Raw genomic sequence first — 26422 nt, 5'->3', positions numbered from 1 at the left:
TCGATTCTAGCCATCGCCGGGCCGCGGGCCACTGCCGGAGACATCCGGCGGCGCTGCGGGACCGGTATTGACCGCGGGTACGTGCCCGGAATCAAAGGCTGCCAAGCCCCTAGCGGTTGCCGATCCAGCGTTCCAGGACAATGCTTCCGTCCGTTTTCGGAAGCAGGAGCCAGGCCGCGAGGTAGGTCCAGACGCCCACGAACGGCAGGAGAAAGCTGATCAGGACGGCGATCCGGACCACTGAGACATCCCAGCCGAACCGCTGTGCGATGCCGGCGCAGACGCCTCCCGCCCAGCCCCTGGTCCTGCGGATGGGTGAGGAACGCAGAATGCTGAAAAATCGGTTCATGGTTTTAGCTTGCCTCTTCGGTGTCGGGTTGGAGGGCGGTTCCGCCCGGGGTGAAACATTGTTCGGTGACTCGGCCTGTGCTCAGGTGCGTTTCCGGTCCCGTCCGCCCAGGGCGGCAACTGCGCCTCCGATGAGCAGAGCAGCGCCGGTGCCGAGCGTCAGGCCGAGCAGGACGACGAGCGGATCAAACGCTATGTCGGTCAGCTGCCAGACCAGGATCAGGACACCGGCCGCGGCGAGGAGCAGGCCCCACACGATGGTGCTGGTCCTGGCCGGCCGGCGTTCATCATCATCAACGGGATCGAAGCGGGCATCGGATGAGGGTGAAGTGTTCATCGTTCGAGGTCGCTTTCATTCACGGTCACCAGCACGTTGCTGGCGAAGCCCTTCACATGCACCACCAGCGGATCGCCGTCCGTGCCGTTGAGTTCCCGGTCCGACGAGCGCCACAGGCTGCCGGACTCGGTGACGGTGTCGCCGTCGTCGATGATCACATTGCCGGCCAGCATGTCGGTGCGGACCAGGACGGGAACGTCATCGGGCACCAGAATGGTGAGGTCGCTGGCAGCCACGCTCACCGGCACTTCCGCGGAAGACCGGTCCTCCCGAGAGAAATACCGAAGATCAAGTTCCCCGTCCACCGCTGCCAGCGCATAACCGCCGGTAGCCTGCCGGGAGTCATCCGGTGCCCAGTTCGCCTGATGGGCGACGGCGAGGTTGGAGTAGCTGCCGATACCCGTGCCCGTGGCTGCCGCGGATACAACAAGGACCGCTGCTGTCAGCCCCAGGACGCCGGAGGAGCGGCCCGCGGCCCCAAGCACCACGATGGCCAGGCCGTTGACCACCGCAGCTGCAGCCAGGGCCACGGCGACCGGGGCCTGGGGACTGATCAGGGAGACGTAGTCCAGGGTCAGGACCGTGCCGAGGGTGAGCAGGACGGCGCCCAGAACGAGGGCAATCCCGGCACCGCCGGGAGTAGTCCGCGGGCGGACGGCGGCGGGAGGCTGGGTGCGAGGGGACGGTGTCCCGAAAGCAGCCGGTGGATAGGTGTCCGTCCGGGGTGATTGGGGGTAGCCCGCCGATGCTGTGCTCCCGAAGGAATGGGCCGGTGCACCGGGTGTGCCGGGCTCGTCCCTGCTTTCCCTGTCGCCCGTGCCGCGCACGCCGGCCGGCGTTCCGTGCCCGGAACGGGTGACCAGCCAGTAGATCAGCAGACCGGCACCACCTACCCAGAAGAGTGTCCAGAACAGGCCGCCGAGCAGGCCATCGTCCGCCCAGAAGATGCTTGGGCTGCCGGCGCCCAAAATGCAGGCGACCAGGGCGCCGGTGGTACCGGAGGTCCAGGTGCCGTGCAGTGCCTCCTCCGCGTGGATGCGCCCGTCGGGCTCGGGCAGGAAGGCCCAGGCCAGCCCGTACAGCAGCAGTCCGACGCCGAACAGGGCCAGGACTACAAACAGTCCGCGCACCAGGACGGGGTCAAGGCCCATGCGGGCGGCGAGGCCGGAGCAGACGCCCCCGGCCCAGCGGTCGGTGCCGCGGACAATGCCCAGGGACCGGAGCCAGGAAAAGAAACCGTTGGGGCCCTGCTCCGGCCCGGCTTCCGGTATCCGGTGGGAGCCGGCGGCCTGCGGGGGCAGGGGGCGGGTGGGCGCGCCGTTCGCCGGGAGCGGTTCGGTGGCTTCGCCGGTTGCCTCGGCGGGAGGCCGGCGGTCTTCTCCGGCCGGGCCGGAATCTGCTGGGTGCGGGGTCATATTTCCATTCTGTCCGCCAAGCGGCGCGAAAGGATCGGGGACTTCCCTGAGCGGACCCTGAGTGAGCCCTGAAAAGAGGCCCGGGGCCCGCTGCCGGCCGTTGCGGACAGCCGGAACGTGCTTGGATAAGTGCATGAAGGCACCACTGCTCCGACCTGACGACCGCCTGGTTGCGGGCGTCTGTTCCGGCCTCGCCGGGCACCTGGGCTGGTCCGTCAATCTCATCCGCGCGGTGATGGTGCTGCTGGCCGCATCGGGCGGCGCCGGTCTGGTGCTCTACGCCTGGCTGTGGGTCCTGGTGCCCACGGCAGCGGAGGCCGCGGAGGGCGCCGGCTCAGAGCGCAACCCCCGCAGTGTCGCGCAGAACTTTGCCGCCCACCTCGCCGGCGCTTCCGCTTCCGAAACCCGGGCTTCCGCTTCCGGTCGCCCCGCTTCCACTCAAGGCTGGATCGGAGCCGCTGCCGGCCGGGACGTCCTGGCGGGACTGGCGCTGCTCGCTGTTGCCGCCGTCGTCATTGCCCAGCGGTTCGGCGCCGACGTGAACTGGCAGATCCTTTTCCCGCTCGGCGCGATTGTTGCCGGCGCCGTTCTGGCCTGGTCCCAGCTCGACGATGCCCGCCGGGCCGGACTCATCAGCCGCGCCGGCGCGGACCGGCGGACCGGAGTCCTGCGGCTGGCGGCTGGACTGCTGCTTGTCATTGTCGGAGTGCTCCTCATGGTCTCCGGAGCTTTCAGCTGGGACGTCCTGATCGCGGGGCTGCTGGCGGCGACGGCTGTCCTGGGCGGTGTCGCACTGGTTTTCGCTCCCTGGGCCGTGAAGTACTGGCGTGAGCTGGAAACGGAAAGAGCCGGACGGATCAGGGAACGGGAACGCGCTGAAATTGCGGCACACCTGCACGATTCCGTCCTGCAGACCCTGGCGCTGATCCAAAACCGTGCCGGCTCCGAACAGGACGTTGTCCGGCTGGCCCGGGCACAGGAACGCGAGCTGCGGCGCTGGCTGTACGCCGATGAAGACCCGAGGGCGCCGGGTCGGCTTTCCGATGCCGTCACCGCAGCCGCAGCACAGGTCGAGGACGAATACGGACATCCCGTGGAGGTGGTGGCAGTGGGAAACGCGCCGCTGGATGCAGCCACGGAAGCACTGGTCCAAGCCGCACGGGCGGCGCTCGTGAACGCCGCCCAGCACGCCGGCGGACCTGTCTCGGTCTATCTGGAATGCACTGCGGAACGTGCGGAGGTCTTCATCCGCGACCGGGGACCCGGGTTCGACCCGGAGTCAGTACCGCCGGACCGGCTCGGCGTGCGGGAATCGATCGTGGGCCGCATGCGGCGCAACGGCGGCACCGCAGCCATCCGCAGCGGGCCGGACGGGACCGAAGTGCGGCTGTCCCTGCCGCTTTCCCGTCCGGACCCGGAGGCGGACACCCATACCAACCATGCATCGGAGCACCAATGAGCAGCGCCATCAACGGCGGCACCTCCGTCAACACCAGCAGTTCCATCAACGTGGTGGTTGTTGACGACCACGCCATCTTCCGGTCCGGTCTGAAAGCGGACCTGGACGGCAGGCTGCGGGTGGTCGCCGAAGCGGACACCGTGGAATCTGCCGTGGCCGCCATCCGGGCGCACCGCCCCGCCGTCGTCCTCCTGGACGTGCACCTGCCCGGCGGGGTGGGCGGCGGCGGAGCCGAAGTCATTGCCGGCTGCCGCGACCTGCTGGGCAGCACCCGCTTTCTGGCGCTCAGCGTCTCGGATTCGGCGGAAGACGTGGTGACCGTGATTCGCGCCGGCGCCCGCGGCTACGTCACCAAGACCATTTCCGGAGCGGAGATCTCCGACGCCGTGGTGCGGGTCGCGGGCGGCGATGCGGTGTTTTCCCCGCGGCTGGCCGGATTTGTCCTGGACGCGTTCGGCACGGGCACCGTGGCGGCTGTCGACGATGAACTGGACCGGCTCTCGGCCCGGGAACTTGAAGTGATGCGGCTGATCGCCCGCGGTTACAGCTACAAGGAAGTGGCCCGGGAGCTCTTTATTTCCGTGAAGACCGTTGAAACCCATGTCTCCGCGGTACTGCGCAAGCTGCAGCTCTCAAACCGGCATGAGCTCACCCGGTGGGCCGCGGACCGCCGGCTGCTCTAACCCGGCCGGGGGCAGGGAGAGCAGCCGCGCAGTCTCGGCAGCGGAGCGGTGGACCTACTGTGCGCGGCCGAGGAAGTCCTGCAGCCGGGCCATGCCTTCGGCGAGGTCCTCGTCACCGAGCGCGTAGGAGAGGCGGAGGTAGCCGGAGGGGCCGAAAGCTTCTCCGGGGACCACCGCCACTTCCACCGTCTCCAGGATCACGGCGGCCAGCTCCGCGGAGGTCTGCGGCCGGACCGGCCCTTCGCTGCCCGGGAATTCCCTGCCCAGCAGGCCGCGGACATCCGCGTAGGCGTAGAAGGCGCCCTCGGGCATGGGGCATTCCACGCCGTCAATGGAGTTCAGCGCGGACACCATGGCGCGGCGGCGGCGGTCAAAAGCAGTCTTCATCTCGTCGACGGCGGTCAGCGGTCCCGAGACGGCAGCCAGGGCGGCCATCTGCGAGACGTTGGCAACGTTGGAGGACAGGTGCGACTGCAGGTTGGTGGCCGCCTTGATGACGTCGGGGGCCGCGATCATCCAGCCCACGCGCCAGCCGGTCATGGCGTAGGTTTTGGCGACGCCGTTGAGCACCACCACCTTGTTCCCCAGCTCGGGAGCCGCAGCGGCGATCGACGTGGACTTCACGCCGTCGTACGTCAGGTGCTCGTAAATCTCATCGGTGACCACCCACAGTCCCCGGTCAGCAGCCCAGCGGCCGATGGCGGCAACCTCGTCGGCGGGGTAGACGGCTCCCGTGGGGTTGGACGGGGAGCAGAAGAGCAGCAGCTTGGTCCTGTCGGTGCGCGCGGCCTCGAGCTGGTCCACGGTGACCATGTACCCCTGCTCCGGGCCGGCAAAAACCTCGACCGGCACGCCGCCGGCCAGCCGGATGGCCTCCGGATACGTGGTCCAGTAGGGAGCCGGTAGCAGGACCTCGTCGCCGGGATTCAGCAGGGTCGCGAACGCCTCATACACGGCCTGCTTGCCGCCGTTGGTCACCAGGACCTGAGCCGGTTCCACTGCGTAGCCCGAGTCGCGCAGGGTCTTCTCCGCGATGGCCTTTTTCAGCTCCGGCAGGCCGCCCGCGGGGGAGTACCGGTGAAAACGGGGGTTGCGTGCAGCCTCCACCGCGGCGTCGACAATGTACTCCGGCGTGGGGAAATCCGGTTCACCGGCGCCGAAACCGATCACGGGCCGGCCGGCGGCCTTGAGGGCCTTCGCTTTGGCGTCTACGGCAAGTGTGGCGGATTCTGCGATGGAGGCGATGCGCTCAGAGATTCGGCCGGTGGAAGGCATGACGTTCCCGTCTGTGGTTGCGGTGCGGTGGTCCACCCCAGTTTAGGTGCAGGCACCGGCTCCCGCCGTTTCGTATGACGGGGGCGACTCCTTACGGCGGCGACGACGCCGCGCAGCCCCCGATCCGGTGTCCGGAACAGTGCGCTGCCGTCCCCCTTGACGGTGCCGAAAAGCCCCGGTTCGACGGAACCGCAAACTTTGAGTAGACTAGACCTTCGGTGTTGAAGTCTCGACACTGGTCTGTGCCTGTCGCCGGTTCGCTGACGAGGGGCATTACCGGTAGAGTGGTTTCCTCCATAGGGTAGTGGCGCAATTGGTAGCGCAGCGGTCTCCAAAACCGCAGGTTGCAGGTTCGAGTCCTGTCTGCCCTGCGCACGGCTGTCATCACGGCAGCTCAGCAGTCCTTCATGAAGCAGCAGTCCCAGCACGCGCTGCGGCTGTGAACCTAACAGATGAGTGAGGCGAAAGGTGACCGAGACAGCTGCCAGCAGCTCCAAGGGACACCCCTCCAGCGGGCCGAAGAAGCGCGGCTTCTTCGCGGCCATTGCGCTCTTCCTTCGTCAGGTTATTGCTGAACTGAAGAAGGTGGTCACACCCACCCGCAAGGAACTGCTGAGATACACCATCGTGGTTCTGGCCTTTGTGGTCGTGATGATCGTTATCGTGACAGTTCTGGATTTTGTCTTTGGTGCGGGAGCACTGTGGATCTTCGGTGAAGGTAGCGGCGAGAGCTAGCGCCCTGCCTGTGTTCCGCCCCAAGGGCAGGAACCGCAGGCCTTTGAGCTAGTGACAAACCCCATAGAGCTCTGAAGAAGAAAGCAGGAATCTACGTGTCCGAGCAAGAACTCGAATCACAGATCAATGACGAAACCGCTGATCTGGATACCGAGGATGAAACGACCGCAGCAGACGGCGCCCAGGCGCCCGCTGAGGACGGTGTGCCGGCAGAAGATGCCGACGCCGACGAGGCCGTGAACTCTGATTCCGCAGACTCCGATGACTCAGCCTCCGGCGAGTCCGCCGCCGACGATTCCGAAGGCTCCGAAGAGCCCGAGGAAGACCCGGCCGAGGCCTTCAAGGCCAAGCTGCGCCGCCAGGAGGGTGACTGGTACGTCATCCACTCCTACGCAGGTTACGAAAACCGCGTGAAGGCCAACCTCGAGACCCGCATCCAGACCCTGGACATGGAAGAGAACATCTTCGAAATCCAGGTTCCGATGGAAGAAGTCGTCGAGATCAAGAACACCACGCGCAAGATCGTCAACCGGGTGCGCATTCCCGGCTACGTCCTGGTGCGCATGGAACTGACGGATGCATCCTGGGGCGTTGTCCGGCACACCCCCGGCGTCACGGGCTTTGTGGGCAACGCCCACAACCCGGTGCCGCTGAGCCTCAAAGAGGTTTACTCCATGCTCGAGCACACCGTGGTTGCGCCGAAGATCGAAGCCGGCAAGCCCGCGCAGGAGTCCTCGAACTACGCAGTGGACTTCGAGGTCGGCGAGCCCGTAACGGTCAACGAAGGCCCGTTCGAGACGCTCCAGGCCACGATCTCCGAGATCAAGCCCGAGTCCCAGCAGCTGGTGGTCCTCGTGACGATCTTCGAGCGCGAGACTCCGGTGACCCTTGGCTTCGGCCAGGTCACCAAGCTGCAGTAGCACAAAAGACTTCGTTGTCTGCAGGTCCGCTTTACCCTGCCGGCAGCGTCCGGCCGCCACGCCATGGCGGCCACCAACCCGGACGGACGCTCCTGTTCCCCGGGAACATAATTTAGAGAAGGACCCTTTCATGGCCCCCAAGAAAAAGGTCACCGGCCTCATCAAGCTGCAGATCAACGCAGGTGCCGCCAACCCGGCTCCTCCGATTGGTCCGGCACTTGGCCAGCACGGTGTCAACATCATGGAATTCTGCAAGGCGTACAACGCTGCAACCGAATCCCAGCGCGGCAACGTCATCCCCGTGGAGATCACGGTCTACGAAGACCGTTCCTTCACCTTCATCACCAAGACCCCTCCGGCTGCCCAGCTGATCAAGAAGGCTGCCGGCGTCGCCAAGGGTTCCGCAACCCCGCACACCGCCAAGGTTGCCAACCTGACGCAGGCCCAGGTCGAAGAGATCGCCACCATGAAGATGGAAGACCTCAACGCCAATGACGTGAAGGCTGCCGCCAAGATCATCGCCGGCACCGCCCGCTCCATGGGCATCACTGTAGAAGGCTAATTAGCCTTCACCCCGTGACGCGGGTTCGCCTGCGGAACAAACATTTACACTCATAAAAAGCCGATCGCGCCAACAGGTGCGACGGCGTGTGGCAGGGCCGAGCGCGGTCCGACAGACCACAACTGCACAAGGAGAAAAAGCAGATGGCAAAGCGCAGCAAAGCATATGAAGCAGCTGTAGCCAAGATTGATGCGGACAAGCTGTACGCACCGGTTGAGGCTGTAGAGCTGGCGAAGGAAACCAATCCGTCCAAGTTTGATGCAACCGTTGAGGTCGCATTCCGCCTGGGCGTCGATCCCCGTAAGGCTGACCAGATGGTCCGCGGCACGGTCAACCTGCCCCACGGTACGGGTAAGACCGCACGCGTCCTGGTTTTCGCAACGGGCGAGAAGGCAGAGCAGGCTATTGCAGCCGGCGCTGACTTCGTTGGTTCCGACGACATGATCGAAAAGGTTGCAGCAGGCTGGGTCGACTTCGACGCCGCCGTTGCCACCCCCGACATGATGGGCAAGGTCGGCCGCCTGGGCCGTGTCCTGGGCCCGCGTAACCTGATGCCGAACCCGAAGACCGGTACGGTTACCCCGAACGTCGCCAAGGCTGTCACCGACATCAAGGGCGGAAAGATCGACTTCCGCGTCGACAAGCACTCCAACCTGCACTTCATCATCGGCAAGGTGTCCTTCGACCAGCAGAAGCTGGCCGAGAACTACGCTGCAGCCCTCGAAGAAGTTCTGCGCCTGAAGCCGTCCGCTTCCAAGGGACGCTACATCCAGAAGGCCACCGTCTCCACGACATTCGGCCCGGGCATCTCCGTTGACCCGGCCGTCACCAAGGTTCTCGCCGACGCGTAATTGGCTTTAGGGCCGCACCGGCTCCAGGGACGCCCGCCGTCCCGAATCCGCTCAAGGCGGCCGCAGCTTATGCTGCGGCCGCCTTTTGCGTATCCGCAGACACTTCCGGCAGGATGTGAGCCATGACTCAAACATCCGTCGTGATCGCTCCGCTGGCCATCCCCGCAACACTCGATGCCGGGGACCCCGCCGCTGCGGACTTTATCGCCGCAGGCCGGCTGCTCAATGATCACATGCTTGAGTTGTGGGGGAACTCTGACTTCCATGACAGCCCGGAAACCCAATTGGCCGGCTGCCGCGCCACCCCCGTGAGACGGCGGGTGTTGCTGGCTGCACGGGACGGCGACGAAATCCTGGGGCTGGCCACCCTGGGCCTGCCGCTGGCGGACAACACGCATTCGGCCTACGTCAATGTGGTGGTCGCACCGCACGCGCGCCGCACCGGACTGGGGTCGCGCCTCTATGCCGCTGCCGAGCAGGCCGCCGCCGCCTGCGGAAGAACAACGCTCCTGGGCGAAACCGAGCATCCGGCGCAGCCGGAACAGCACACCGGTACCATCGCCCCGAAAAGCGGCACGGGCACCATCCCGGCAGACGCCGCTGCGGCGTTCGCCGCAGCGGCCGGCTTCACCCTGGAGCAGGTGGAACGCATCAGTCTGCTGAACCTGGCGGATGCGTCCGTCGGCCGGGAGGCGCTTGACGACGCCGCAGCCGCTGCGGGAAGCGACTACGAACTCGTCTTCTGGCGCGGCCCCTGCCCCGATCAGCTGGTGGATTCCTATGCGGTGCTGAGGCAGAAAATGAGCACCGACGCACCGATGGCAGGCCTGGACCTCGAAGAGGAACACTGGGACGCCGCACGGATCCGGGAAGACGAACGGAAGGCGCGGGACATGGATGCGGAGGTCCTCGTCAGCGCCGTCAGGCACCGCCCCACAGGGCACCTTGCCGGGCACACGCTCCTGATGGTGTTCAACGCCAACCCCGCCGTCGCGTTTCAGGACGACACCCTGGTGCTCCGCGAGCACCGCGGACACCGGCTGGGCATGCTGCTCAAGACGGCGAACCTGATCCGCCTGGGGCGGGAGCTGCCCCAAGCCGCCCGTATCTGGACCTGGAATGCTGTCGAGAACGACTACATGCTGGCCATCAACAACCAGCTCGGTTTTGAGCCCGCGGGTTATTCGGGCGAATGGCAGAAGCTTCAGCCCGTCCGGTAGCTGTTCCTCAGCCGGCGGTCGGCTCCCCTCCGGCCGCGGCGAGTTACAGCGGCCGCGGCGGGATTTGGCCCGGCGGTGATTCTCCCGTACTCTGGATATACCAAAGACCGTCGGTCGATGTGCTTTCAACCCCATCCCTGTTCCTGGATCTCCAGTTGCGCGGGTGGACTCCGGTTGATCGGACATCCGAAAGTCCCTTCACAGGGCGGCCTGCGCAGGTGAACGAACTCAGCCACTGGATGCGCGTCTGCGCTCCTGCTGCTCAGCCCCGTGCATCTGCCCGGGGCGTTTTTTATGTTCGGGACCCGATCCACCGGCACTATTCCCCGGAAGGAGGGTTAGATGGCAACCGCAACAAAGGTATCGGCTGTTGAAGAGATCGTCACAGATTTCAAGGATTCAACTGCTGCCGTCCTAACCGAATACCGCGGGCTCACCGTTGCACAGCTCAAGGAGCTGCGTCGTTCGCTCGGCCAGGACACTAAGTACTCGGTCGTCAAGAACACCCTGACTGGCATTGCAGCCAAGGAAGCCGGCATCGACGCGTTCGACGGCCAGCTCGCCGGACCCACTGCAATTGCCTTCATCAAGGGTGACGCAGTTGCAGCTGCAAAGAGCCTGACGGATTTTGCCAAGACCAACCCGCAGCTGATCATCAAGACCGGTGTTTTCGAGGGCAACAACCTCGACGCCGCCGGTGTTGTCGCTCTGGCTGCTCTTGAATCCCGTGAGTTCCAGCTCGCACGCGTCGCCGGTGTCCTTAAGGCACCGATGTCCATGCTGGCTCGCACGGTTGATGCACTGCGCCTGAAGCTCGACGAGGGAAGCGACTCTGCTCCCGCCGCTGAAGAGGCTCCGGCCGCTGAAGAAGCTCCGGCCGCAGAAGCAGCCACCGAAGAGTAATCGCTCTTCCAATCCACACTCCGGTGCCGAGGCGCCATATGGTGCCCGTGCACCACTTATAGGAAGGACGCCACACCATGGCGAAGCTGACCAACGAAGAGCTCATTGCAGCCTTCAAGGAACTGTCCATCATCGAGCTTTCTGATTTCGTGAAGCTCTTCGAAGAGACCTTCGACGTTACCGCTGCTGCTGTTGCAGTTGCCGGTCCCGCCGCCGGTGCTGCCGAGGCCGAGGAAGAGAAGACGGAATTCGACGTCATCCTCGAAGCCGCCGGCGACAAGAAGATCGCAGTCATCAAGGAAGTTCGTGCCCTGACTTCCCTGGGCCTGAAGGAAGCCAAGGACGTTGTCGACAGCGCCCCGAAGGCTGTCCTGGAAGGCGCTACGAAGGAAGCCGCAGAGAAGGCAAAGGAAGCCCTCGAGGCTGCCGGCGCCACGGTTACCGTCAAGTAGTAGTAGCTTTTTCTTCCGCGGTTCCGGCCGCGGATACGGCAAAGACCCCGTCCCTTGGGACGGGGTCTTTCTGTGTTTAAAGCCCTTCGGGGCGTTAGGACGTCTCGCGCCAGAGCAGCAGTGCCTCGCCCTGTCCGCCGCCGCCGCAGAGGGCAACGGCAGCCCGTCCGGAACCGCGCCGCATCAGCTCGTGGGCTGCGGTCAGGGCCAGCCTGGCGCCGGAAGCACCGATCGGGTGGCCGAGCGCAATGGCTCCGCCGTTGAGGTTGCACTGGTCCAGGTCCATGCCCAGCTCGCTCAGGGACTGGACGGCAACCGCGCCAAATGCCTCGTTGATCTCGATGAAGTCCAGGTCCGAGGCGCTCCAGCCCGCCCGGTCGAGGGCGGCGAAGACGGCGTTCGACGGCTGGGAGTGCAGCGTGTTGTCCGGGCCTGCCACCTGGCCCGGAACGCCGACGACGGCGAGGATGTCCAGGCCGTTCTCCTCGGCATAGGCGCGGGTCGTCAGGATCAGGGCGGCGGCACCGTCGGACAGCGGGGACGAGTTCCCCGCTGTGATGGTGCCCTCGGGATCGAAAGCCGGACGCAGGCCGGCGAGTGTCTCGGGAGTGGTGTTGGGCCGGACGCCCTCGTCGGCTGTGAGCACAAGCGGCTCGCCCCGGCGCTGGGGAACGGTGACGGGAACAATCTCCGCGTCGAAGACACCGGAAGCCATGGCCGCTGCCGCCCGGCGGTGCGAGGCGGCCGCAACCTCGTCCTGTTCAAGGCGCTTTATCGCCAGTTTGGTGTTGCCGCGTTCGGTGGAGATGCCCATGGAGTCATTGTCGAAGGCATCGGTAAGACCGTCGTGGGACACGGAATCGAGTGCGGAAATATTGCCGTAGTTCCAGCCCTGGCGTGCACCCGGCAGGAGGTGCGGGCCGCGGCTCATCGATTCCTGGCCGCCGGCCACCACCACGGTGGCTTCACCGCCCCGGATCAGGCGGGCGGCATCAATGACGGCGGCAAGACCTGACAGGCACACCTTGTTGATGGTCACGGTCGGAACGTTCCAGCCGATCCCGGCCTTGATGGAAGCCTGGCGGGCCGGGTTCTGGCCGCAGCCGGCCTGGACCACATGCCCCATGATGACCGCATGCACGTCAGCAGCCGGAACGCGGGACTTTTCCAGTGCGCCGGCGATGGCGAAAGCGCCCAGTTCAACTGCGGTAAAGGGGGCAAGCTGGCCGTTCAGCCGGCCCTGCGGCGTGCGGGCGCCTCCAACGATCACCACGTCGGATGGGGCTGCTTCTTGGCCTGCGGAGGCCTTCTCTGGGCGGTTGTTCATGGCGGAAAATCTACTTTCGTCGTTGACTGTGCAGGTGCGGCCGATGCGCATCCTGTTCGTGCTCGGCGGTGAGCACGGATGCAGCGCTGGAACAAGGGTACGTCAACGGAATGCGGCGGGGGAGAGCCTCGTCACGCCGCGGTGAGGCCCCCCACACCCCCGGCACCCACAATCCGGGGATCGTACGGTAAGATATTCGTATCCGATGCGTCAGCGGTGCGCCGGTGTTGCCTGTAGCTCCCCGTTCCACGGATCCAGCGGTCGAATCATTCGACTGGAACCGGCGGGTCGAGCCATGCAGGGTTGCGGCGCCGGGTAGACTTGTCTGCCCATAATGCCCTATAGTTAATATTTGCTTCCCTCTCTTAACCTTCAGCCTTCATATAGCGGTGGGCTTTGTCCTGTGCCAGGCAGCGTTTCGCGCGCCCGGCAGGATGCAAGGACGCACGCGGACCAGGTCCGTTCTGTGCAGAGATGGAGGCGCGAAACACGCCTGAAGGTCTGTGGAAGGATCCCTCTTGGTCGCCTCGAGCACCTCTAATAATGCAACCGCTAACATCCCGGAGAACATCGCTCCCCGGATTTCATTCGCAAAGATTCACGAACCTCTTGACGTTCCCAATCTTCTTGCCCTTCAGACCGACAGCTTTGACTGGCTGGTCGGCAACGAGCGCTGGAAGGCGCGCGTAGAGAAGGCTAAGCAGACCGGGGAACAGGGCATTGCCACCACCTCCGGACTGGCTGACATCTTCGAGGAAATCTCCCCGATCGAAGACTTCCAGGGCACCATGTCCCTGAGCTTCACCGAGCCGGAGTTTGCCGACCCGAAGTACACCATGGCTGAGTGCAAGGACCGGGACGCAACGTACTCGGCCCCGTTGTACGTTAAGGCCGAATTCATGAACAACAACACGGGCGAAATCAAGCAGCAGACCGTGTTCATGGGCGACTTCCCGCTGATGACAGACAAGGGAACGTTCGTCATCAACGGCACCGAGCGTGTCGTTGTTTCCCAGCTGGTCCGTTCGCCGGGTGCCTACTTCGAGCGCACCGCGGACAAGACCAGTGACAAGGACATCTACACCGCGAAGATCATTCCTTCCCGCGGTGCATGGTTCGAACTCGAAATCGACAAGCGCGACCAGGTCGGCGTCCGCCTCGACCGCAAGCGCAAGCAGTCCGTCACCGTCCTGCTCAAGGCCCTGGGCTGGACCGAAGGCCAGATCCTCGAGACCTTCGGCGAATACGACTCCATCCGCGCCACCCTGGAGAAGGACCCCACGGAAACCCGCGAGGATGCCCTGCTGGACATCTACCGCAAGCTCCGTCCGGGCGAGCCGCCCACGGTCGAGGCTGCCCAGACCCTGCTGGACAACCTGTACTTCAACCCGAAGCGCTACGACCTGGCCAAGGTTGGCCGCTACAAGATCAACCGCAAGCTGGGCATCGACAAGCCGCTGACGGACTCCGATGCTTCGGTCCTGAACAACGATGACATCGTTGCCATGATCAAGTTCCTGGTTGCCCTGCACGCCGGCGAGAAGACCGTCCCGGGCAAGCGCAACGGCGAAGACGTCGACATCCGCGTCGAGGTCGACGATATCGACCACTTCGGCAACCGCCGTATCCGCGCCGTCGGCGAGCTCATCGAGAACCAGATCCGTACGGGCCTGTCCCGCATGGAGCGTGTTGTGCGCGAGCGCATGACCACTCAGGACGTCGAGGCCATCACGCCGCAGACGCTGATCAACATCCGCCCCGTCGTGGCAGCGATCAAGGAGTTCTTCGGAACCTCCCAGCTCTCGCAGTTCATGGACCAGAACAACCCGCTCGCCGGACTGACGCACAAGCGCCGCCTGTCCGCGCTGGGCCCGGGTGGTCTGTCCCGTGACCGTGCAGGCATGGAAGTCCGAGACGTCCACCCCTCGCACTACGGCCGCATGTGCCCCATCGAAACCCCTGAAGGCCCGAACATCGGCCTCATCGGTTCGCTGGCGTCCTACGCCCGGATCAACGCTTTCGGCTTCATCGAAACCCCGTACCGCAAGGTCATCGACGGCGTCGTCACCGATCAGGTTGACTACCTGACCGCCGACGACGAAGTAGAGCGCACCATTGCCCAGGCAAACGCTCCGCTGCGCGAAGACCAGCACTTCGCCGAGGACCTCGTCCTCGTCCGTGCCCGCGGCGGTTCCGGCGAGCCCGTGCTCGTTGAGCCCGAAGGCGTGGAGTACATGGACGTTTCCCCGCGCCAGATGGTGTCGGTGGCTACGGCCCTGATTCCGTTCCTGGAGCACGATGACGCCAACCGCGCCCTCATGGGTGCGAACATGCAGCGCCAGGCCGTGCCGCTGCTCCGTTCCGAGCGCCCCGTTGTGGGTACCGGCATGGAGAAGTACGCCGCCGTCGACGCCGGTGACTCCGTCACCGCCGTCAAGCCCGGCGTCGTCACCGAGGTCTCCGCAGAGCTCGTCACCGTCATGAACGACGACGGCACCGAGTCCAACTACCCGATCATGAAGTTCGCGCGCTCCAACCAGGGCAACGCGTACAACCAGCGGGTCCTGGTTTCCGAAGGCGCACGCGTCGAGGTCAACAGCATCATCGCCGACGGTCCCTCCACGGACCAGGGCGAACTGGCACTGGGTAAGAACCTGCTCGTGGCATTCATGTCATGGGAAGGCCACAACTACGAGGATGCGATCATCCTCTCCCAGCGCATGGTCTCCGACGACGTCCTGACCTCCATCCACATCGAGGAGCACGAAGTTGATGCCCGCGACACCAAGCTTGGTGCCGAGGAAATCACCCGTGACATCCCCAACGTGTCCGAGGAAGTGCTCTCCCAGCTGGACGAGCGCGGCATCATCCACATTGGTGCCGAGGTTGAAGCCGGCGACATCCTGGTTGGCCGCGTCACCCCCAAGGGTGAAACGGAACTGACTCCGGAAGAGCGCCTGCTGCGGGCTATCTTCGGCGAGAAGAGCCGCGAGGTCCGCGACACTTCCCTGAAGGTTCCCCACGGCGAGTCGGGAACCGTCATCGGTGTCCGCATCTTCGACCGCGACAACGACGACGAGCTGCCCCCGGGCGTGAACCAGCTGGTGCGCGTCTACGTGGCGCACAAGCGCAAGATCACGGACGGCGACAAGCTGGCCGGCCGCCACGGCAACAAGGGCGTCATCTCCAAGATCCTGCCGATCGAGGACATGCCGTTCATGGAAGACGGAACCCCCGTCGACATCGTCCTGAACCCGCTGGGTGTTCCGGGTCGAATGAACGTCGGCCAGGTCCTGGAAATCCACCTCGGCTGGGCTGCCAAGCAGGGCTGGAAGATCGACGGCAATCCGGAGTGGGTCAAGAACCTGCCCGAACTGCCGCGCGAATCCGGTCCCACCACGGTTGCCACCCCGGTGTTCGACGGTGCCAGTGAAGATGAAATCACCGGCCTGCTCGATTCCACCAACGTGACCCGTGACGGCAACCGCCTGATCGGCGCATCGGGCAAGGCCCGGATGTTCGACGGCCGCTCCGGCCAGCCGTTCCCGGAGCCCATCTCGGTGGGTTACATGTACATCCTGAAGCTGCACCACCTTGTCGATGACAAGATCCACGCACGCTCCACCGGCCCGTACTCCATGATCACGCAGCAGCCGCTGGGTGGTAAGGCACAGTTCGGTGGCCAGCGCTTCGGTGAAATGGAAGTTTGGGCCCTGGAAGCGTACGGCGCCGCCTACACGCTGCAGGAACTGCTGACGATCAAGTCGGATGACATCCACGGCCGCGTGAAGGTCTACGAAGCCATCGTCAAGGGCGAGAACATCCCGGAGCCCGGCGTTCCGGAGTCCTTCAAGGTGCTCATCAAGGAAATGCAGTCGCTCTGCCTGAATGTGGAAGTACTCTCCACCGAGGGCAACACGATTGAAATGCGTGACTCGGATGAAGAAGTCTTCCGGGCCGCGGAAGAGCTGGGTATTGATCTGTCCCGCGCAGAGCCGAGCTCAGTAGAAGAGGTTTAGCAGGCGCCGGTCCGCTTCGGCGGACCGGTCTCCTCCCTCTTCCCGTACCCGAGACATTCAGATTTAGAGAACAAGAGAGAACAGGGACCCATGTCCAACGATTCCACGTTCGGCCTCATGCGTATCGGCCTTGCCACTGCGGATGAAATCCGCGGCTGGTCTTACGGCGAAGTCAAGAAGCCGGAAACCATCAACTACCGAACCCTGAAGCCGGAGAAGGACGGTCTTTTCTGCGAGAAGATCTTCGGCCCCTCCCGCGACTGGGAATGCTACTGCGGTAAGTACAAGCGCGTGCGCTTCAAGGGCATCATCTGTGAGCGCTGCGGCGTCGAGGTTACCCGTGCCAAGGTGCGCCGCGAGCGCATGGGCCACATCGAGCTTGCCGCTCCCGTGACCCACATCTGGTACTTCAAGGGTGTCCCGTCCCGTCTGGGCTACCTGCTGGACCTGGCGCCGAAGGACCTCGAAAAGGTCATCTACTTCGCCGCCTACATGATCACCTCGGTCGACGAAGAAAACCGCCACGCGGAACTTCCGAACCTGCAGGCTGAGCACGACCTGGAGCGCAAGCACCTCGTTGACCAGCGCGACTCCGACATCGCAGCCATTGCCAAGGACCTCGAAGGCGAAATTGCACGCCTCGAGGGCGAAGGCGCCAAGGCTGCGGACAAGAAGAAGGCCCGCGACTCCGCCGACCGCCAGATGGCCAAGGTCCGCCGCGACGCCGACAACAACATCGAGCGCCTCGAGCAGGTCTGGGAGCGCTTCAAGAACCTCAAGGTCGGCGACCTCGAGGGCGATGAAGGTCTCTACCGCGAACTGCGCGACCGCTACGGTCTGTACTTCGAAGGCTCCATGGGTGCCGAAGCCATCAAGCAGCGCCTTGAGGACTTCGACATGCAGGCCGAGTCCGAGCTGCTGCGCGACATCATCCAGAACGGCAAGGGCCAGCGCAAGACGCGTGCCCTGAAGCGCCTGAAGGTTGTCAACGCGTTCCTGACCACGACCAACAGCCCGCTGGGCATGGTCCTGGACGCCGTTCCGGTTATCCCGCCGGAACTGCGCCCGATGGTGCAGCTCGACGGCGGACGTTTCGCGACGTCCGACCTCAACGACCTGTACCGCCGCGTCATCAACCGCAACAACCGCCTGAAGCGCCTGCTGGATCTCGGTGCCCCCGAGATCATCGTGAACAACGAAAAGCGCATGCTCCAGGAAGCTGTTGACTCGCTGTTCGACAACGGCCGCCGCGGCCGTCCGGTCACCGGACCAGGCAACCGTCCGCTGAAGTCACTGTCCGACATGCTCAAGGGCAAGCAGGGCCGCTTCCGCCAGAACCTTCTGGGTAAGCGCGTTGACTACTCCGGCCGTTCCGTGATCGTCGTCGGTCCGCAGCTGAAGCTGCACCAGTGCGGTCTGCCCAAGCAGATGGCGCTGGAGCTCTTCAAGCCGTTCGTGATGAAGCGCCTGGTTGACCTCAACCACGCGCAGAACATCAAGAGCGCCAAGCGCATGGTCGAGCGTTTCCGCCCGCAGGTCTGGGACGTGCTGGAAGAGATCATCACCGAACACCCGGTGCTGCTCAACCGTGCACCCACCCTGCACCGCCTGGGTATCCAGGCATTCGAGCCGCAGCTGGTGGAGGGCAAGGCCCTTCAGCTGCACCCGCTCGTCTGCGGTGCGTTCAACGCCGACTTCGACGGTGACCAGATGGCAGTTCACCTGCCGCTGAGCCCGGAGGCCCAGGCCGAGGCACGCATCCTGATGCTGTCCTCGAACAACATCCTGAAGCCCTCGGACGGCCGTCCGGTGACCCTGCCCTCGCAGGATATGATCATCGGCCTGCACCACCTCACCACCAAGAAGGAAGGCGCAGCAGGCGAAGGACGGTTCTTCACGACCCCGTCCGAAGCACTGATGGCGTACGACCTCGGTGAGCTGGACCTGAACGCTCAGGTCAGCATGCGCCTGGAAGGCTTCGTGCCCTCCGCCGACCGTCCGGCTCCGGAAGGCTGGGAAGAAGGCACCCCCGCCCTCATCCAGACCTCCCTGGGCCAGGTAATCTTCAACCAGACCCTGCCGGCGGACTACCCGTGGGTTGAGAAGGTTGCCGACAAGGGCCAGCTGTCCGCCATCGTGAACGACCTGGCAGAGCGCTACCCGAAGGTTATGACGGCGGCAACGCTGGATAACCTGAAGGACGCCGGTTTCTACTGGGCCACCCGCTCGGGCGTCACCGTTGCCATCTCGGACATCTCCGCGCCGATCGACAAGCCGGCCATCATGGAGGTCTACGAAGCACAGGCCGCCAAGGTGGAAAGCCAGTACGGCAAGGGCCTGATCGCAGAAGACGAGCGCCGCCAGGAGCTCATCGACATTTGGAACAAGGCAACCAACGAAGTTGCTGCGGCCATGCGTGCGAACATGCCCAAGGAAAACAACATCAACCGCATGGTGTCTTCCGGTGCCCGTGGTAACTGGCTGCAGGTCCGGCAGATTGCCGGTATCCGCGGCCTGGTGGCCAACCCCAAGGGTGAGATCATCCCGCGCCCGATCAAGTCCTCGTACCGTGAGGGCCTGTCGGTTCTGGAGTACTTCATCGCCACCCACGGTGCCCGTAAGGGTCTTGCCGATACCGCTCTGCGTACCGCCAACTCGGGTTACCTGACCCGTCGTCTGGTGGACGTTTCCCAGGACGTCATTGTCCGCGAGGAAGACTGCGGCACCGAGCGCGGCCTGAACGTCACCATCGCGGTTCCGGACTCCAACGGCGAACTGCAGCTGCACGAAGAGGTCGAGAACTCGGCGTACGCCCGTACGCTGGCCACCGACGTCACCGATGCCCAGGGCAATGTCCTGGCCAAGGGCGGCGACGATGTGGGCGACGTCCTCATCGCGAAGCTGTTCGAAGCCGGCGTCACCGACATCAAGGTCCGCTCCGTACTCACCTGTGAGTCCGCCGTCGGTACCTGTGCACTCTGCTATGGCCGCTCCCTGGCCACGGGTAAGACCGTGGACATCGGCGAGGCCGTCGGTATCATCGCTGCACAGTCCATTGGTGAGCCGGGTACCCAGCTGACCATGCGTACCTTCCACACCGGTGGTGTTGCTTCCGCGGAAGATATCACCCAGGGTCTGCCCCGTATCCAGGAGCTCTTCGAAGCACGTACCCCCAAGGGTGTTGCTCCGATCTCCGAGACCGCGGGCCGGGTCACCATCGAAGAGTCCGACCGCCAGATGCGTCTGGTTGTCACTCCCGATGACGGCTCCGAGGAAATCGCGTACCCGGTCCTGCGCCGTGCCCGCCTGCTGGTTGCCGACGGCGACCACGTTGAGGTTGGCCAGCAGCTGGTCTTCGGTGCGGTGGATCCCAAGCAGATCCTCCGTATCCTCGGCCCGCGCAAGGCACAGGAATTCCTGGTGGACGAAGTCCAGCGCGTGTACCGCAGCCAGGGTGTAGGCATCCACGACAAGCACGTGGAAGTCATCGTCCGCCAGATGCTGCGCCGCGTGACCGTGATCGAGTCCGGCGACTCCGACTTGCTTCCGGGCGAGCTCGCTGAGCGCCGCCGCTTCGAAAGCGAGAACCGCCGCGTTGTATCCGAGGGCAAGAAGCCGGCTTCCGGCCGTCCCGAGCTCATGGGTATCACCAAGGCGTCGCTGGCAACCGAGTCCTGGCTGTCCGCTGCTTCCTTCCAGGAAACCACCCGCGTCCTGACGCAGGCGGCCATGGAAGGCAAGAGCGATCCGCTGCTCGGCCTCAAGGAAAACGTCATCATCGGTAAGCTGATCCCGGCCGGAACGGGCCTGCCCCGTTACACCGAGGTCACCGTCGAGCCGACCGAAGAAGCAAAGGCCAACCTGTTTACCGGCCCGAGCGCCTTCAGCGACTTCGACTACGCCGGAGTGGACGGCGGCCTGAGCCCCGAGTTCCATGCCATCCCGCTGGATGACTACGACATGGGCAGCGACTTCCGCTAAGGAAAACGCAACCAAACGGCAGGTCCCGCACCCACTGGGTGCGGGACCTGCCGCGTTAACGGCTGTGCCAGACTTGAGTCATGGCCAATTCCCCGAGCGGCGAGTCCATGACCAGCCGGATCGTGCGGGTCATCAGCGCCTTCGACGAAACCCGCCAGGTGATGCCCGTCGCCATGCTGGCCCGCCGCGCCGGGCTGCCGCTGTCCACCGCGCACCGGATCGTGAACGAGCTGACGGCGCACGGCTTCCTGCAGAGGGAGGCCGACGGCGTCCGGCTTGGCCTTCGCCTCTGGGAACTTGCCAGCCGCAGCTCCGCAGCCCTCGGCCTCAAGCAGATTGCCATGCCGTTTATGGAAGACATCCAGGCAGTGGTCCGGCAGCACACCCAGCTGTCCGTGCTGCGAGAGGATGAGGTCCTGTTCATCGAACGCCTTTCCAGCCACGGATCGGTGCTGAACCAGGCGAAAGTCGCCGGCCGGCTCCCTGTCCACATCTCGTCCTCGGGAATGGTGATGATGGCCCACTCGCCCCGGCATGTACAGGAGGAGTACCTTCAGCAGCGGAACCCGGACGCCTCCGAAGAGAAGCACTTGCGTTCGGCCTGGGCAAAGATTCGCCTTCACGGCAGTGCAAGCCTGCCCGGAGCCGTCGTTGAGGACACCACCGGAATCGCGGTCCCGGTCTTTGGTGCAGGGGGCACGGCCGTGGCGGCCATCGGCGTCGTGGTGCCCACGGGCAGCGAACACATCTCCACAACCATCCCTGCCCTCATGACTGCCGCCCGCGGGATCTCCCGCGGCCTGGGCGTCCGCGCGGAGGCCGCCGGGCCGCACTACCAGCGCTGACTGCCGGCAGCTCCTGCGTCCGAAACGGCTGGCAGCTTCGTTTCTTTCCCAATCAATGAGAATGGCTTTGCTGTCACCTGTGTGCCGGCGGTCACACTGGGGGGGGTAGTGTCCGCAACAAAGTTCAAGGGAGCAACAGATGGGTGCAGAGCGCACTGTCCTCAAGACGCAGGTCGGCATTGTGGGCGGAGGCCCCGCCGGACTGATGCTTTCACACCTGCTGTCGAAGTCCGGGATCGACAATATCGTGGTGGAAAAGCGCGACCATGAAACCATCCGCACCACCCACCGGGCCGGCATCCTCGAGCATGGAAGCGTGCGCATGCTGACCGACACCGGGGTCAGCCACCGGGTGCTAAGCGAAGGGTACCGCCACGAGGGAATTGACCTGCGCTTCGGCGGGGAGAGCCACCGGATCGACTTTGAAGACCTGGTGGGGGAGTCCGTATGGCTGTATCCGCAGAACGAGGTCTTCACCGACCTGGCTGCGGCCCGGGAGCGGGACCACGGCGATGTCCGCTACGGAGTCAGCGACACATCCGTCACCGACCTTGCGAGCGGCACCCCGAAGATCCTGTTCACCGACAGCGACGGCCGGGACTTTGAGATCCACTGCGACATCCTGGCGGGCTCGGACGGCTCCGGCGGCATCTGCAGGCGCTCCATCCCCAAGGAAGCACGCACGGACAACTTTATTGAATACCCCTTTGCCTGGTTCGGCATCCTCACCCGGGCAGCCCCCAGCGCCCCGGAACTCATCTACGCCCATTCCGACCGCGGCTTTGCCCTGATCAGCCAGCGCAACGACTCCGTCCAGCGGATGTACTTCCAGTCGGATCCAAACGAGGACGCTGACGCCTGGAGCGAGGACCGCATCTGGGAAGAACTCCAGGCCCGGGTGGACGGCCCGGACGGCTTCGAGCTGACGCGGGGCCCGATCTTCGAAAAGACCGTCCTGAAGTTCCGCAGCTATGTGTGTGAACCCCTGCGGTACGGCAACCTGTTCCTGGCGGGTGACGCCGGGCACACGGTTCCGCCCACCGGCGCCAAGGGGCTCAACCTGGCCCTGGGGGACGTCAGGGTGCTGTTCGAAGCCATCGACTCCTTCTATGCCACCAAGTCCGCGGACCTGCTGGACGGCTACAGCGACAAGGCCCTGCAGCGGGTCTGGCGGGCCCAGAACTTCTCCTACTGGATGACATCGATGCTGCATACCCGGGCGGATGCCAGCCCCTTCGAGCGCAAGCGCGTGCTGGGAGAGCTCAGCGGCGTCGTCGGCTCCCGGCACGGCAGTGCGTATCTGGCTGAGGCCTACACCGGATGGCCGCACAGCTAGCGTTCGCATCGCGAACACCTGTCCATGAGCCGAACAATCCGTGTAATGTGGTCCCAACCACGTGGATGGTTGGAGAGCAGAAGCGCGACGGAGCGTTTCATTGAAAGGAAGAACCATGGAAATGGAAGAGGATCTTTTCTCGAACAGCCATGTCATCGAGAAGCTGGACGCGGCCGAGGCTTCGCAGGACCAGATCTCCGCCGAAATCGCCTCGGTCCACGCGGAGTACTCCAAGCGGGTGGACGACGGCGCTGCCGAGGAAACCCAGCCCCGCATCGACTTCCCGCCCTACCGCAGCTCGCTCCTGCGCCATCCCACCAAGGATCCGCACCACGTGGACCCCGAAACCATTGAGCTGTGGTCCCCGGCCTTCGGTCACCAGGACGTCCACGCGCTCGAGAGCGATCTGACTATCCAGCACAACGGCGAACCGCTGGGGGAGCGGATCATCGTCCGCGGACGCATCCTGGACGGTGACGGACACCCCGTGCGCAACCAGCTGGTGGAAATCTGGCAGGCCAACTCCGCCGGCCGCTACATCCACAAGCGCGACCAGCACCCCGCGCCGCTGGACCCGAACTTCACCGGCGTCGGCCGCTGCATCACCACCGACGACGGCTCCTACGAGTTCACCACCATCAAGCCCGGCCCCTACCCGTGGAAGAACCACTACAACGCCTGGCGGCCGGCGCATATCCACTTCTCGCTCTTCGGCACCGACTTCACCCAGCGCATGATCACCCAGATGTACTTCCCCGGGGATCCGCTTTTCGCCCTGGACCCGATCTACCAGTCGATCACCGACTCCAAGGCACGCGACCGCCTCGTAGCCACCTACGACCACAACATCACTTCGCATGAGTGGGCCACCGGCTACAACTGGGACATCGTGCTCACCGGCAGCAACCGCACCTGGATGGAAGACGAGGACGCAGAGTCATGAGCGAGCAGAAGCTATCCGCCACGCCCGGCCAGACCATCGGCCCGTTCTACGGCTATGCCCTCCCCTTCGAAAAGGACAACCAGCTGCTGCCCCCGGGCATGCCCGGCAGTGTCCGCCTGCAGGGCACCGTGACCGACGGCGCCGGAGACACCATCCCGGACGCACTGCTGGAGATTTGGCAGGCTGACGCCGAGGGTAACATCCCCCAGCGCGCCGGCTCCCTGGTCCGCGACGGCTACACCTTCACCGGCTGGGGCCGCACCGCCGTCGACAACGCCGGCAATTACACCTTCACCACGGTGAATCCTGGTCCGACGGAGGAAGGCTCCGCACCCTTCATTTCCTTCGTGGTCTTTGCCCGCGGCCTGCTCAACAAGCTGCACACCCGGATGTACCTGCCGGATGACGAAGAGGCGCTGGCCCGTGATGCCCTGCTGTCCTCGCTGCCCGAGGACCGGCGGCGCACCCTCGTTGCCACCCGCGAGGCCGACGGCGGACTCCGCTGGAACATCTGCCTGCAGGGCGAGGACGAAACCGTCTTCCTCACCTACCCGGGGGCATAACCGTGGGCACAGCCGACAGCGCGGATTACGGACTGCTGTCCCCGGCCTGGGCGGGTACGCGCACCGCGGAACTGACCGGGGACCGCCAGCTGCTCCAGGCCCTCCTGGACGTGGAACTCGAGTGGGTGCGCGTGCTGGCGTCCGCCGGGCTGGCCGATCCGGAGGCTCCTGCCGCGGTAGCCGCCGTCAGCGATGCCTCCCGGTACGACGCCGCGTCCCTCGCCGAGCGGGCACAGGGCGGAGGCAACCCCGTCATTCCGCTGCTGGCCGACCTCCGGGCCCAGGCCAAGGCACTGTCCACGCAAGCCGCCGCCGCCATCCACCGGGGCGCCACCAGCCAGGACATCATGGACAGCGCCCTGATGCTGTTGGCCCGGCGCGCCCTGGAGAGCATCCTGGCTGATGCCGACCGGGCCGCCGCTGCCCTGGGTGAGACGGCCCGCCGGCACGCCGCCACCCTGTGTGTCGCCCGGACCCTGACCCAGCATTCGCTGCCCTCCACCTTCGGCCTGCGCGCCGCCCAGTGGCTGCACGGGGTCGGCAGTGCCGCGCAGGGGCTGCGCACGGCTGCCCAAAATCTCCAGCTGCAGTGGGGCGGTGCCTCCGGCACCCTCGCCGCAGTGTCCCTGGCAGCCGGCTCGGCCGCCCCCGGGGCAGAGCGTGCCACCGCCTTCGACCTCACCGCACGCCTGGCACGCGCCCTCGGGCTGGCCGAACCCGTGGCACCCTGGCAGACCAACCGGCTGCCGGTGACCGCCCTTGGGGCCGCCCTGCAGGACTTCACCGCCGCGGCAGGGAAAGTCGCCAACGATGTCCTGCTGCTCAGCCGGCCGGAAATCGCCGAGGTTTCCGAACCCCGCGCCGCCGGCCGCGGCGGTTCCTCCGCCATGCCGCAGAAGCAGAACCCCGTGCTGTCCGTCCTGATCCGCAGCGCGGCCCTGGCCGCCCCCGGCTACGGCCTGCAACTGAACGCTGCCGCCGCCGCAGCTGACGATGAACGGCCCAGCGGCTCCTGGCACGTGGAATGGCAGGCCCTGCGCTCCCTGCTCCGCCTCGCCGGCGGTGCTGCGGCCAAGCTGGCCGAACTGGCCGAAGGCCTGCAGGTCCACACGGACGCGCTGGCCCGGAACCTGGAGTCCGCCGGTCCCCTGGTGGTCAGCGAGAAAATCATGGCTGTGGCCGCCCCCCTGCTTGACGACGGCGTGCCCGGACGCGGCAGGGAAATCATCGCCGGCACGGTTGCCCGCTCGCTGTCCTCCGGTGAGCCCTTCGAAGAGCTGCTGCGCGCAGCGGTGCCCCAACAGGTCCTTTCCGATGCGGAACTCAAGAACATCCTCGACCCCGCCGAATACCTGGGGGAGACCGCCGCCCTCATCGAGCGGATCACCGCGGCCTACCCCGGAAAGCCCTCAGCATGAGCATCCCCGCCATCAAGGCCTCCCGCCTTTCCAACGCCGGCCCCGCGGCCCCCGTCCTGATTGCCGGCCCGTCGCTGGGCACCGCGGCCCTGCCGCTGTGGAGCCGGGCCGCCGCAGCGCTGGACACCTTCACCGTCATCGCCTGGGACCTGCCCGGCCATGGCGCCAGCCCCGCTGCCACGGAATCCTTCAGCGTCGCGGACCTTGCCGCCGCCGTCGCCGCCATGGTTACCGGCGCCCGGGAGGCCGGGGACGTTGCCGCAGATGTCCCGGTCTTCTACGCCGGGGTATCGCTGGGCGGTGCCGTCGGGCTCCAGCTCGGCCTCGACCACGGTGCGCTGTTCGACGGCATCGCGGTCCTCTGTTCCGGTGCCAAGATCGGTGAAACCGGGGCGTGGGAGGAACGCGCGGAAACGGTACGCGTGCAGGGGACACCCACGCAGGTGGTCGGCTCCGGGCAGCGGTGGTTTGCCCCGGGTTTTATGGACCGGGAGCCCGCTGCCGCTGCCGCCCTGCTCCACTCGCTGCAGGACGCGGACCGCTTCTCCTATGCCCGCTGCTGCCGGGCACTGGCCACCTTCGATGTCCGCGGACGGCTGCCGGACATCACCGTTCCCATGCTCGCTGTTGCCGGCGCCGAGGACGTCGTCACCCCGCCGTCGTTCGCGCAGCTCATTGCCGACCGCGTGGCCAACGGAACCGCCGCCGTCATCGACGACGCGGCGCACCTGGTACCGGTGGAGCAGCCGGCCGCAACCGCAGGACTGCTGAAGGACTTCTTCGGCGCCCAGTACCTCGAAGGGAAGTAACGCAGTGATCGCAGACGCCAA

General features: G+C 65.3%; 22 protein-coding genes and 1 tRNA gene. 18 read left to right on the top strand and 5 right to left on the bottom strand.

The annotated features are described in order from the left end of the window. Positions 1 to 109: 109 nt before the first annotated feature. The 3 genes from M1D40_RS14325 to M1D40_RS14315 form a co-directional block, all read right to left on the bottom strand. Positions 110 to 349 carry a PspC domain-containing protein gene (locus tag M1D40_RS14325; protein WP_461169230.1) on the bottom strand — a complete coding sequence of 80 codons (240 nt, stop codon included), beginning with the start codon at positions 347 to 349 and terminating at the stop codon, positions 110 to 112. Positions 350 to 430: 81 nt separating this feature from the next. After that, on the bottom strand, positions 431 to 685 hold the full coding sequence (locus tag M1D40_RS14320; protein ID WP_341393359.1) for a hypothetical protein: 255 nt from the start codon (positions 683 to 685) through the stop codon (positions 431 to 433). Continuing rightward, positions 682 to 2100, bottom strand: a complete 1419-nt coding sequence (locus M1D40_RS14315) for a PspC domain-containing protein (RefSeq protein WP_461169229.1) — start codon at positions 2098 to 2100, stop codon at positions 682 to 684. Before M1D40_RS14315 ends, M1D40_RS14320 begins: the two co-directional genes overlap by 4 nt. Positions 2101 to 2233: 133 nt before the next feature. Here M1D40_RS14315 and M1D40_RS14310 point away from each other — a divergent pair, with 133 nt between their 5' ends. Together M1D40_RS14310 and M1D40_RS14305 are read left to right on the top strand one after the other, a co-directional pair. Then, positions 2234 to 3559, top strand: coding sequence for an ATP-binding protein (locus M1D40_RS14310; RefSeq protein WP_461169228.1), 1326 nt, complete (start codon positions 2234 to 2236; stop codon positions 3557 to 3559). Next, complete coding sequence (locus tag M1D40_RS14305; protein WP_341393362.1) at positions 3556 to 4242, top strand: response regulator transcription factor; 687 nt, start codon at positions 3556 to 3558, stop codon at positions 4240 to 4242. Before M1D40_RS14310 ends, M1D40_RS14305 begins: the two co-directional genes overlap by 4 nt. A gap of 54 nt (positions 4243 to 4296) precedes the next feature. Here M1D40_RS14305 and M1D40_RS14300 read toward each other — a convergent pair whose 3' ends face one another. Then, positions 4297 to 5517, bottom strand: a complete 1221-nt coding sequence (locus M1D40_RS14300) for a pyridoxal phosphate-dependent aminotransferase (protein WP_461169227.1) — start codon at positions 5515 to 5517, stop codon at positions 4297 to 4299. A 298-nt stretch (positions 5518 to 5815) separates the two neighbouring features. On the opposite strand from M1D40_RS14300, the gene M1D40_RS14295 reads away from it, so the two are divergent. The 8 genes from M1D40_RS14295 (at position 5816) to rplL (ending at position 11160) form a co-directional block, all read left to right on the top strand. Beyond that, a tRNA-Trp gene (locus M1D40_RS14295) sits at positions 5816 to 5888 on the top strand. 97 nt (positions 5889 to 5985) lie between these two features. Further along, positions 5986 to 6252: a preprotein translocase subunit SecE gene (secE, locus tag M1D40_RS14290; RefSeq protein WP_341393364.1), complete on the top strand. Its 267-nt coding sequence runs from the start codon at positions 5986 to 5988 to the stop codon at positions 6250 to 6252. A 95-nt stretch (positions 6253 to 6347) separates the two neighbouring features. Beyond that, on the top strand, positions 6348 to 7172 hold the full coding sequence (nusG, locus tag M1D40_RS14285; protein ID WP_341393365.1) for a transcription termination/antitermination protein NusG: 825 nt from the start codon (positions 6348 to 6350) through the stop codon (positions 7170 to 7172). Positions 7173 to 7302: 130 nt separating this feature from the next. Next, positions 7303 to 7734, top strand: a complete 432-nt coding sequence (gene rplK / locus M1D40_RS14280; RefSeq protein WP_104052758.1) for a 50S ribosomal protein L11 — start codon at positions 7303 to 7305, stop codon at positions 7732 to 7734. A gap of 143 nt (positions 7735 to 7877) precedes the next feature. Continuing rightward, a complete protein-coding gene (rplA, locus tag M1D40_RS14275) occupies positions 7878 to 8585 on the top strand; it encodes a 50S ribosomal protein L1 (RefSeq protein WP_342023904.1) in 708 nt (235 codons plus the stop codon). Between the two features lie 122 nt (positions 8586 to 8707). Next, the gene (locus M1D40_RS14270; RefSeq protein ID WP_461169226.1) at positions 8708 to 9805 is read left to right on the top strand and encodes a GNAT family N-acetyltransferase; all 1098 of its coding nucleotides are present in this window, start codon (positions 8708 to 8710) and stop codon (positions 9803 to 9805) included. 342 nt (positions 9806 to 10147) lie between these two features. Continuing rightward, positions 10148 to 10708: a 50S ribosomal protein L10 gene (rplJ, locus tag M1D40_RS14265; RefSeq protein ID WP_341393372.1), complete on the top strand. Its 561-nt coding sequence runs from the start codon at positions 10148 to 10150 to the stop codon at positions 10706 to 10708. Positions 10709 to 10785: 77 nt separating this feature from the next. Beyond that, complete coding sequence (rplL, locus tag M1D40_RS14260; protein ID WP_341393373.1) at positions 10786 to 11160, top strand: 50S ribosomal protein L7/L12; 375 nt, start codon at positions 10786 to 10788, stop codon at positions 11158 to 11160. A 94-nt stretch (positions 11161 to 11254) separates the two neighbouring features. On the opposite strand, the gene M1D40_RS14255 is transcribed toward rplL, so the two are convergent. Next, positions 11255 to 12487 carry an acetyl-CoA C-acetyltransferase gene (locus M1D40_RS14255; protein ID WP_461169225.1) on the bottom strand — a complete coding sequence of 411 codons (1233 nt, stop codon included), beginning with the start codon at positions 12485 to 12487 and terminating at the stop codon, positions 11255 to 11257. A gap of 518 nt (positions 12488 to 13005) precedes the next feature. Between M1D40_RS14255 and rpoB the strand changes: the two genes are divergently transcribed. From rpoB to M1D40_RS14215, 8 genes are all read left to right on the top strand, one after another. Next, positions 13006 to 16506, top strand: coding sequence for a DNA-directed RNA polymerase subunit beta (gene rpoB, locus M1D40_RS14250; RefSeq protein ID WP_341393375.1), 3501 nt, complete (start codon positions 13006 to 13008; stop codon positions 16504 to 16506). A 90-nt stretch (positions 16507 to 16596) separates the two neighbouring features. Beyond that, positions 16597 to 20487, top strand: a complete 3891-nt coding sequence (locus tag M1D40_RS14245) for a DNA-directed RNA polymerase subunit beta' (RefSeq protein ID WP_341393376.1) — start codon at positions 16597 to 16599, stop codon at positions 20485 to 20487. Positions 20488 to 20567: 80 nt separating this feature from the next. Then, the gene (locus M1D40_RS14240) at positions 20568 to 21332 is read left to right on the top strand and encodes an IclR family transcriptional regulator (protein WP_461169224.1); all 765 of its coding nucleotides are present in this window, start codon (positions 20568 to 20570) and stop codon (positions 21330 to 21332) included. A gap of 139 nt (positions 21333 to 21471) precedes the next feature. Next, positions 21472 to 22668 (top strand): 4-hydroxybenzoate 3-monooxygenase, encoded by a 1197-nt coding sequence (locus tag M1D40_RS14235; RefSeq protein ID WP_461169223.1) that lies wholly within the window; start codon positions 21472 to 21474, stop codon positions 22666 to 22668. A 115-nt stretch (positions 22669 to 22783) separates the two neighbouring features. Next, positions 22784 to 23611, top strand: a complete 828-nt coding sequence (gene pcaH / locus M1D40_RS14230; RefSeq protein ID WP_461169222.1) for a protocatechuate 3,4-dioxygenase subunit beta — start codon at positions 22784 to 22786, stop codon at positions 23609 to 23611. Further along, complete coding sequence (gene pcaG / locus M1D40_RS14225; RefSeq protein WP_461169221.1) at positions 23608 to 24174, top strand: protocatechuate 3,4-dioxygenase subunit alpha; 567 nt, start codon at positions 23608 to 23610, stop codon at positions 24172 to 24174. Before pcaH ends, pcaG begins: the two co-directional genes overlap by 4 nt. A gap of 2 nt (positions 24175 to 24176) precedes the next feature. Next, positions 24177 to 25592 carry a lyase family protein gene (locus tag M1D40_RS14220; RefSeq protein ID WP_461169220.1) on the top strand — a complete coding sequence of 472 codons (1416 nt, stop codon included), beginning with the start codon at positions 24177 to 24179 and terminating at the stop codon, positions 25590 to 25592. After that, positions 25589 to 26401 carry an alpha/beta fold hydrolase gene (locus tag M1D40_RS14215; RefSeq protein WP_461169219.1) on the top strand — a complete coding sequence of 271 codons (813 nt, stop codon included), beginning with the start codon at positions 25589 to 25591 and terminating at the stop codon, positions 26399 to 26401. The genes M1D40_RS14220 and M1D40_RS14215 overlap by 4 nt, the downstream gene beginning before the upstream one ends. The last annotated feature ends 21 nt before the right edge of the window (positions 26402 to 26422 follow it).

It is taken from the genome of Arthrobacter sp. Z1-15 (assembly GCF_054792395.1).
This window is presented reverse-complemented; position numbering and strand designations above follow the sequence as displayed.

What these genes read in the sequence shown, in the direction of transcription:
- M1D40_RS14325 (WP_461169230.1), bottom strand. Translation starts at nt 349, where the DNA reads ATGAACCGATTTTTCAGCATTCTGCGTTCCTCACCCATCCGCAGGACC.
- M1D40_RS14320 (WP_341393359.1), bottom strand. Translation starts at nt 685, where the DNA reads ATGAACACTTCACCCTCATCCGATGCCCGCTTCGATCCCGTTGATGAT.
- M1D40_RS14315 (WP_461169229.1), bottom strand. Translation starts at nt 2,100, where the DNA reads ATGACCCCGCACCCAGCAGATTCCGGCCCGGCCGGAGAAGACCGCCGG.
- M1D40_RS14310 (WP_461169228.1), top strand. Translation starts at nt 2,234, where the DNA reads ATGAAGGCACCACTGCTCCGACCTGACGACCGCCTGGTTGCGGGCGTC.
- M1D40_RS14305 (WP_341393362.1), top strand. Translation starts at nt 3,556, where the DNA reads ATGAGCAGCGCCATCAACGGCGGCACCTCCGTCAACACCAGCAGTTCC.
- M1D40_RS14300 (WP_461169227.1), bottom strand. Translation starts at nt 5,517, where the DNA reads ATGCCTTCCACCGGCCGAATCTCTGAGCGCATCGCCTCCATCGCAGAA.
- rplK (WP_104052758.1), top strand. Translation starts at nt 7,303, where the DNA reads ATGGCCCCCAAGAAAAAGGTCACCGGCCTCATCAAGCTGCAGATCAAC.
- rplA (WP_342023904.1), top strand. Translation starts at nt 7,878, where the DNA reads ATGGCAAAGCGCAGCAAAGCATATGAAGCAGCTGTAGCCAAGATTGAT.
- M1D40_RS14270 (WP_461169226.1), top strand. Translation starts at nt 8,708, where the DNA reads ATGACTCAAACATCCGTCGTGATCGCTCCGCTGGCCATCCCCGCAACA.
- rplJ (WP_341393372.1), top strand. Translation starts at nt 10,148, where the DNA reads ATGGCAACCGCAACAAAGGTATCGGCTGTTGAAGAGATCGTCACAGAT.
- rplL (WP_341393373.1), top strand. Translation starts at nt 10,786, where the DNA reads ATGGCGAAGCTGACCAACGAAGAGCTCATTGCAGCCTTCAAGGAACTG.
- M1D40_RS14255 (WP_461169225.1), bottom strand. Translation starts at nt 12,487, where the DNA reads ATGAACAACCGCCCAGAGAAGGCCTCCGCAGGCCAAGAAGCAGCCCCA.
- M1D40_RS14245 (WP_341393376.1), top strand. Translation starts at nt 16,597, where the DNA reads ATGTCCAACGATTCCACGTTCGGCCTCATGCGTATCGGCCTTGCCACT.
- M1D40_RS14240 (WP_461169224.1), top strand. Translation starts at nt 20,568, where the DNA reads ATGGCCAATTCCCCGAGCGGCGAGTCCATGACCAGCCGGATCGTGCGG.
- M1D40_RS14235 (WP_461169223.1), top strand. Translation starts at nt 21,472, where the DNA reads ATGGGTGCAGAGCGCACTGTCCTCAAGACGCAGGTCGGCATTGTGGGC.
- pcaH (WP_461169222.1), top strand. Translation starts at nt 22,784, where the DNA reads ATGGAAATGGAAGAGGATCTTTTCTCGAACAGCCATGTCATCGAGAAG.
- pcaG (WP_461169221.1), top strand. Translation starts at nt 23,608, where the DNA reads ATGAGCGAGCAGAAGCTATCCGCCACGCCCGGCCAGACCATCGGCCCG.
- M1D40_RS14215 (WP_461169219.1), top strand. Translation starts at nt 25,589, where the DNA reads ATGAGCATCCCCGCCATCAAGGCCTCCCGCCTTTCCAACGCCGGCCCC.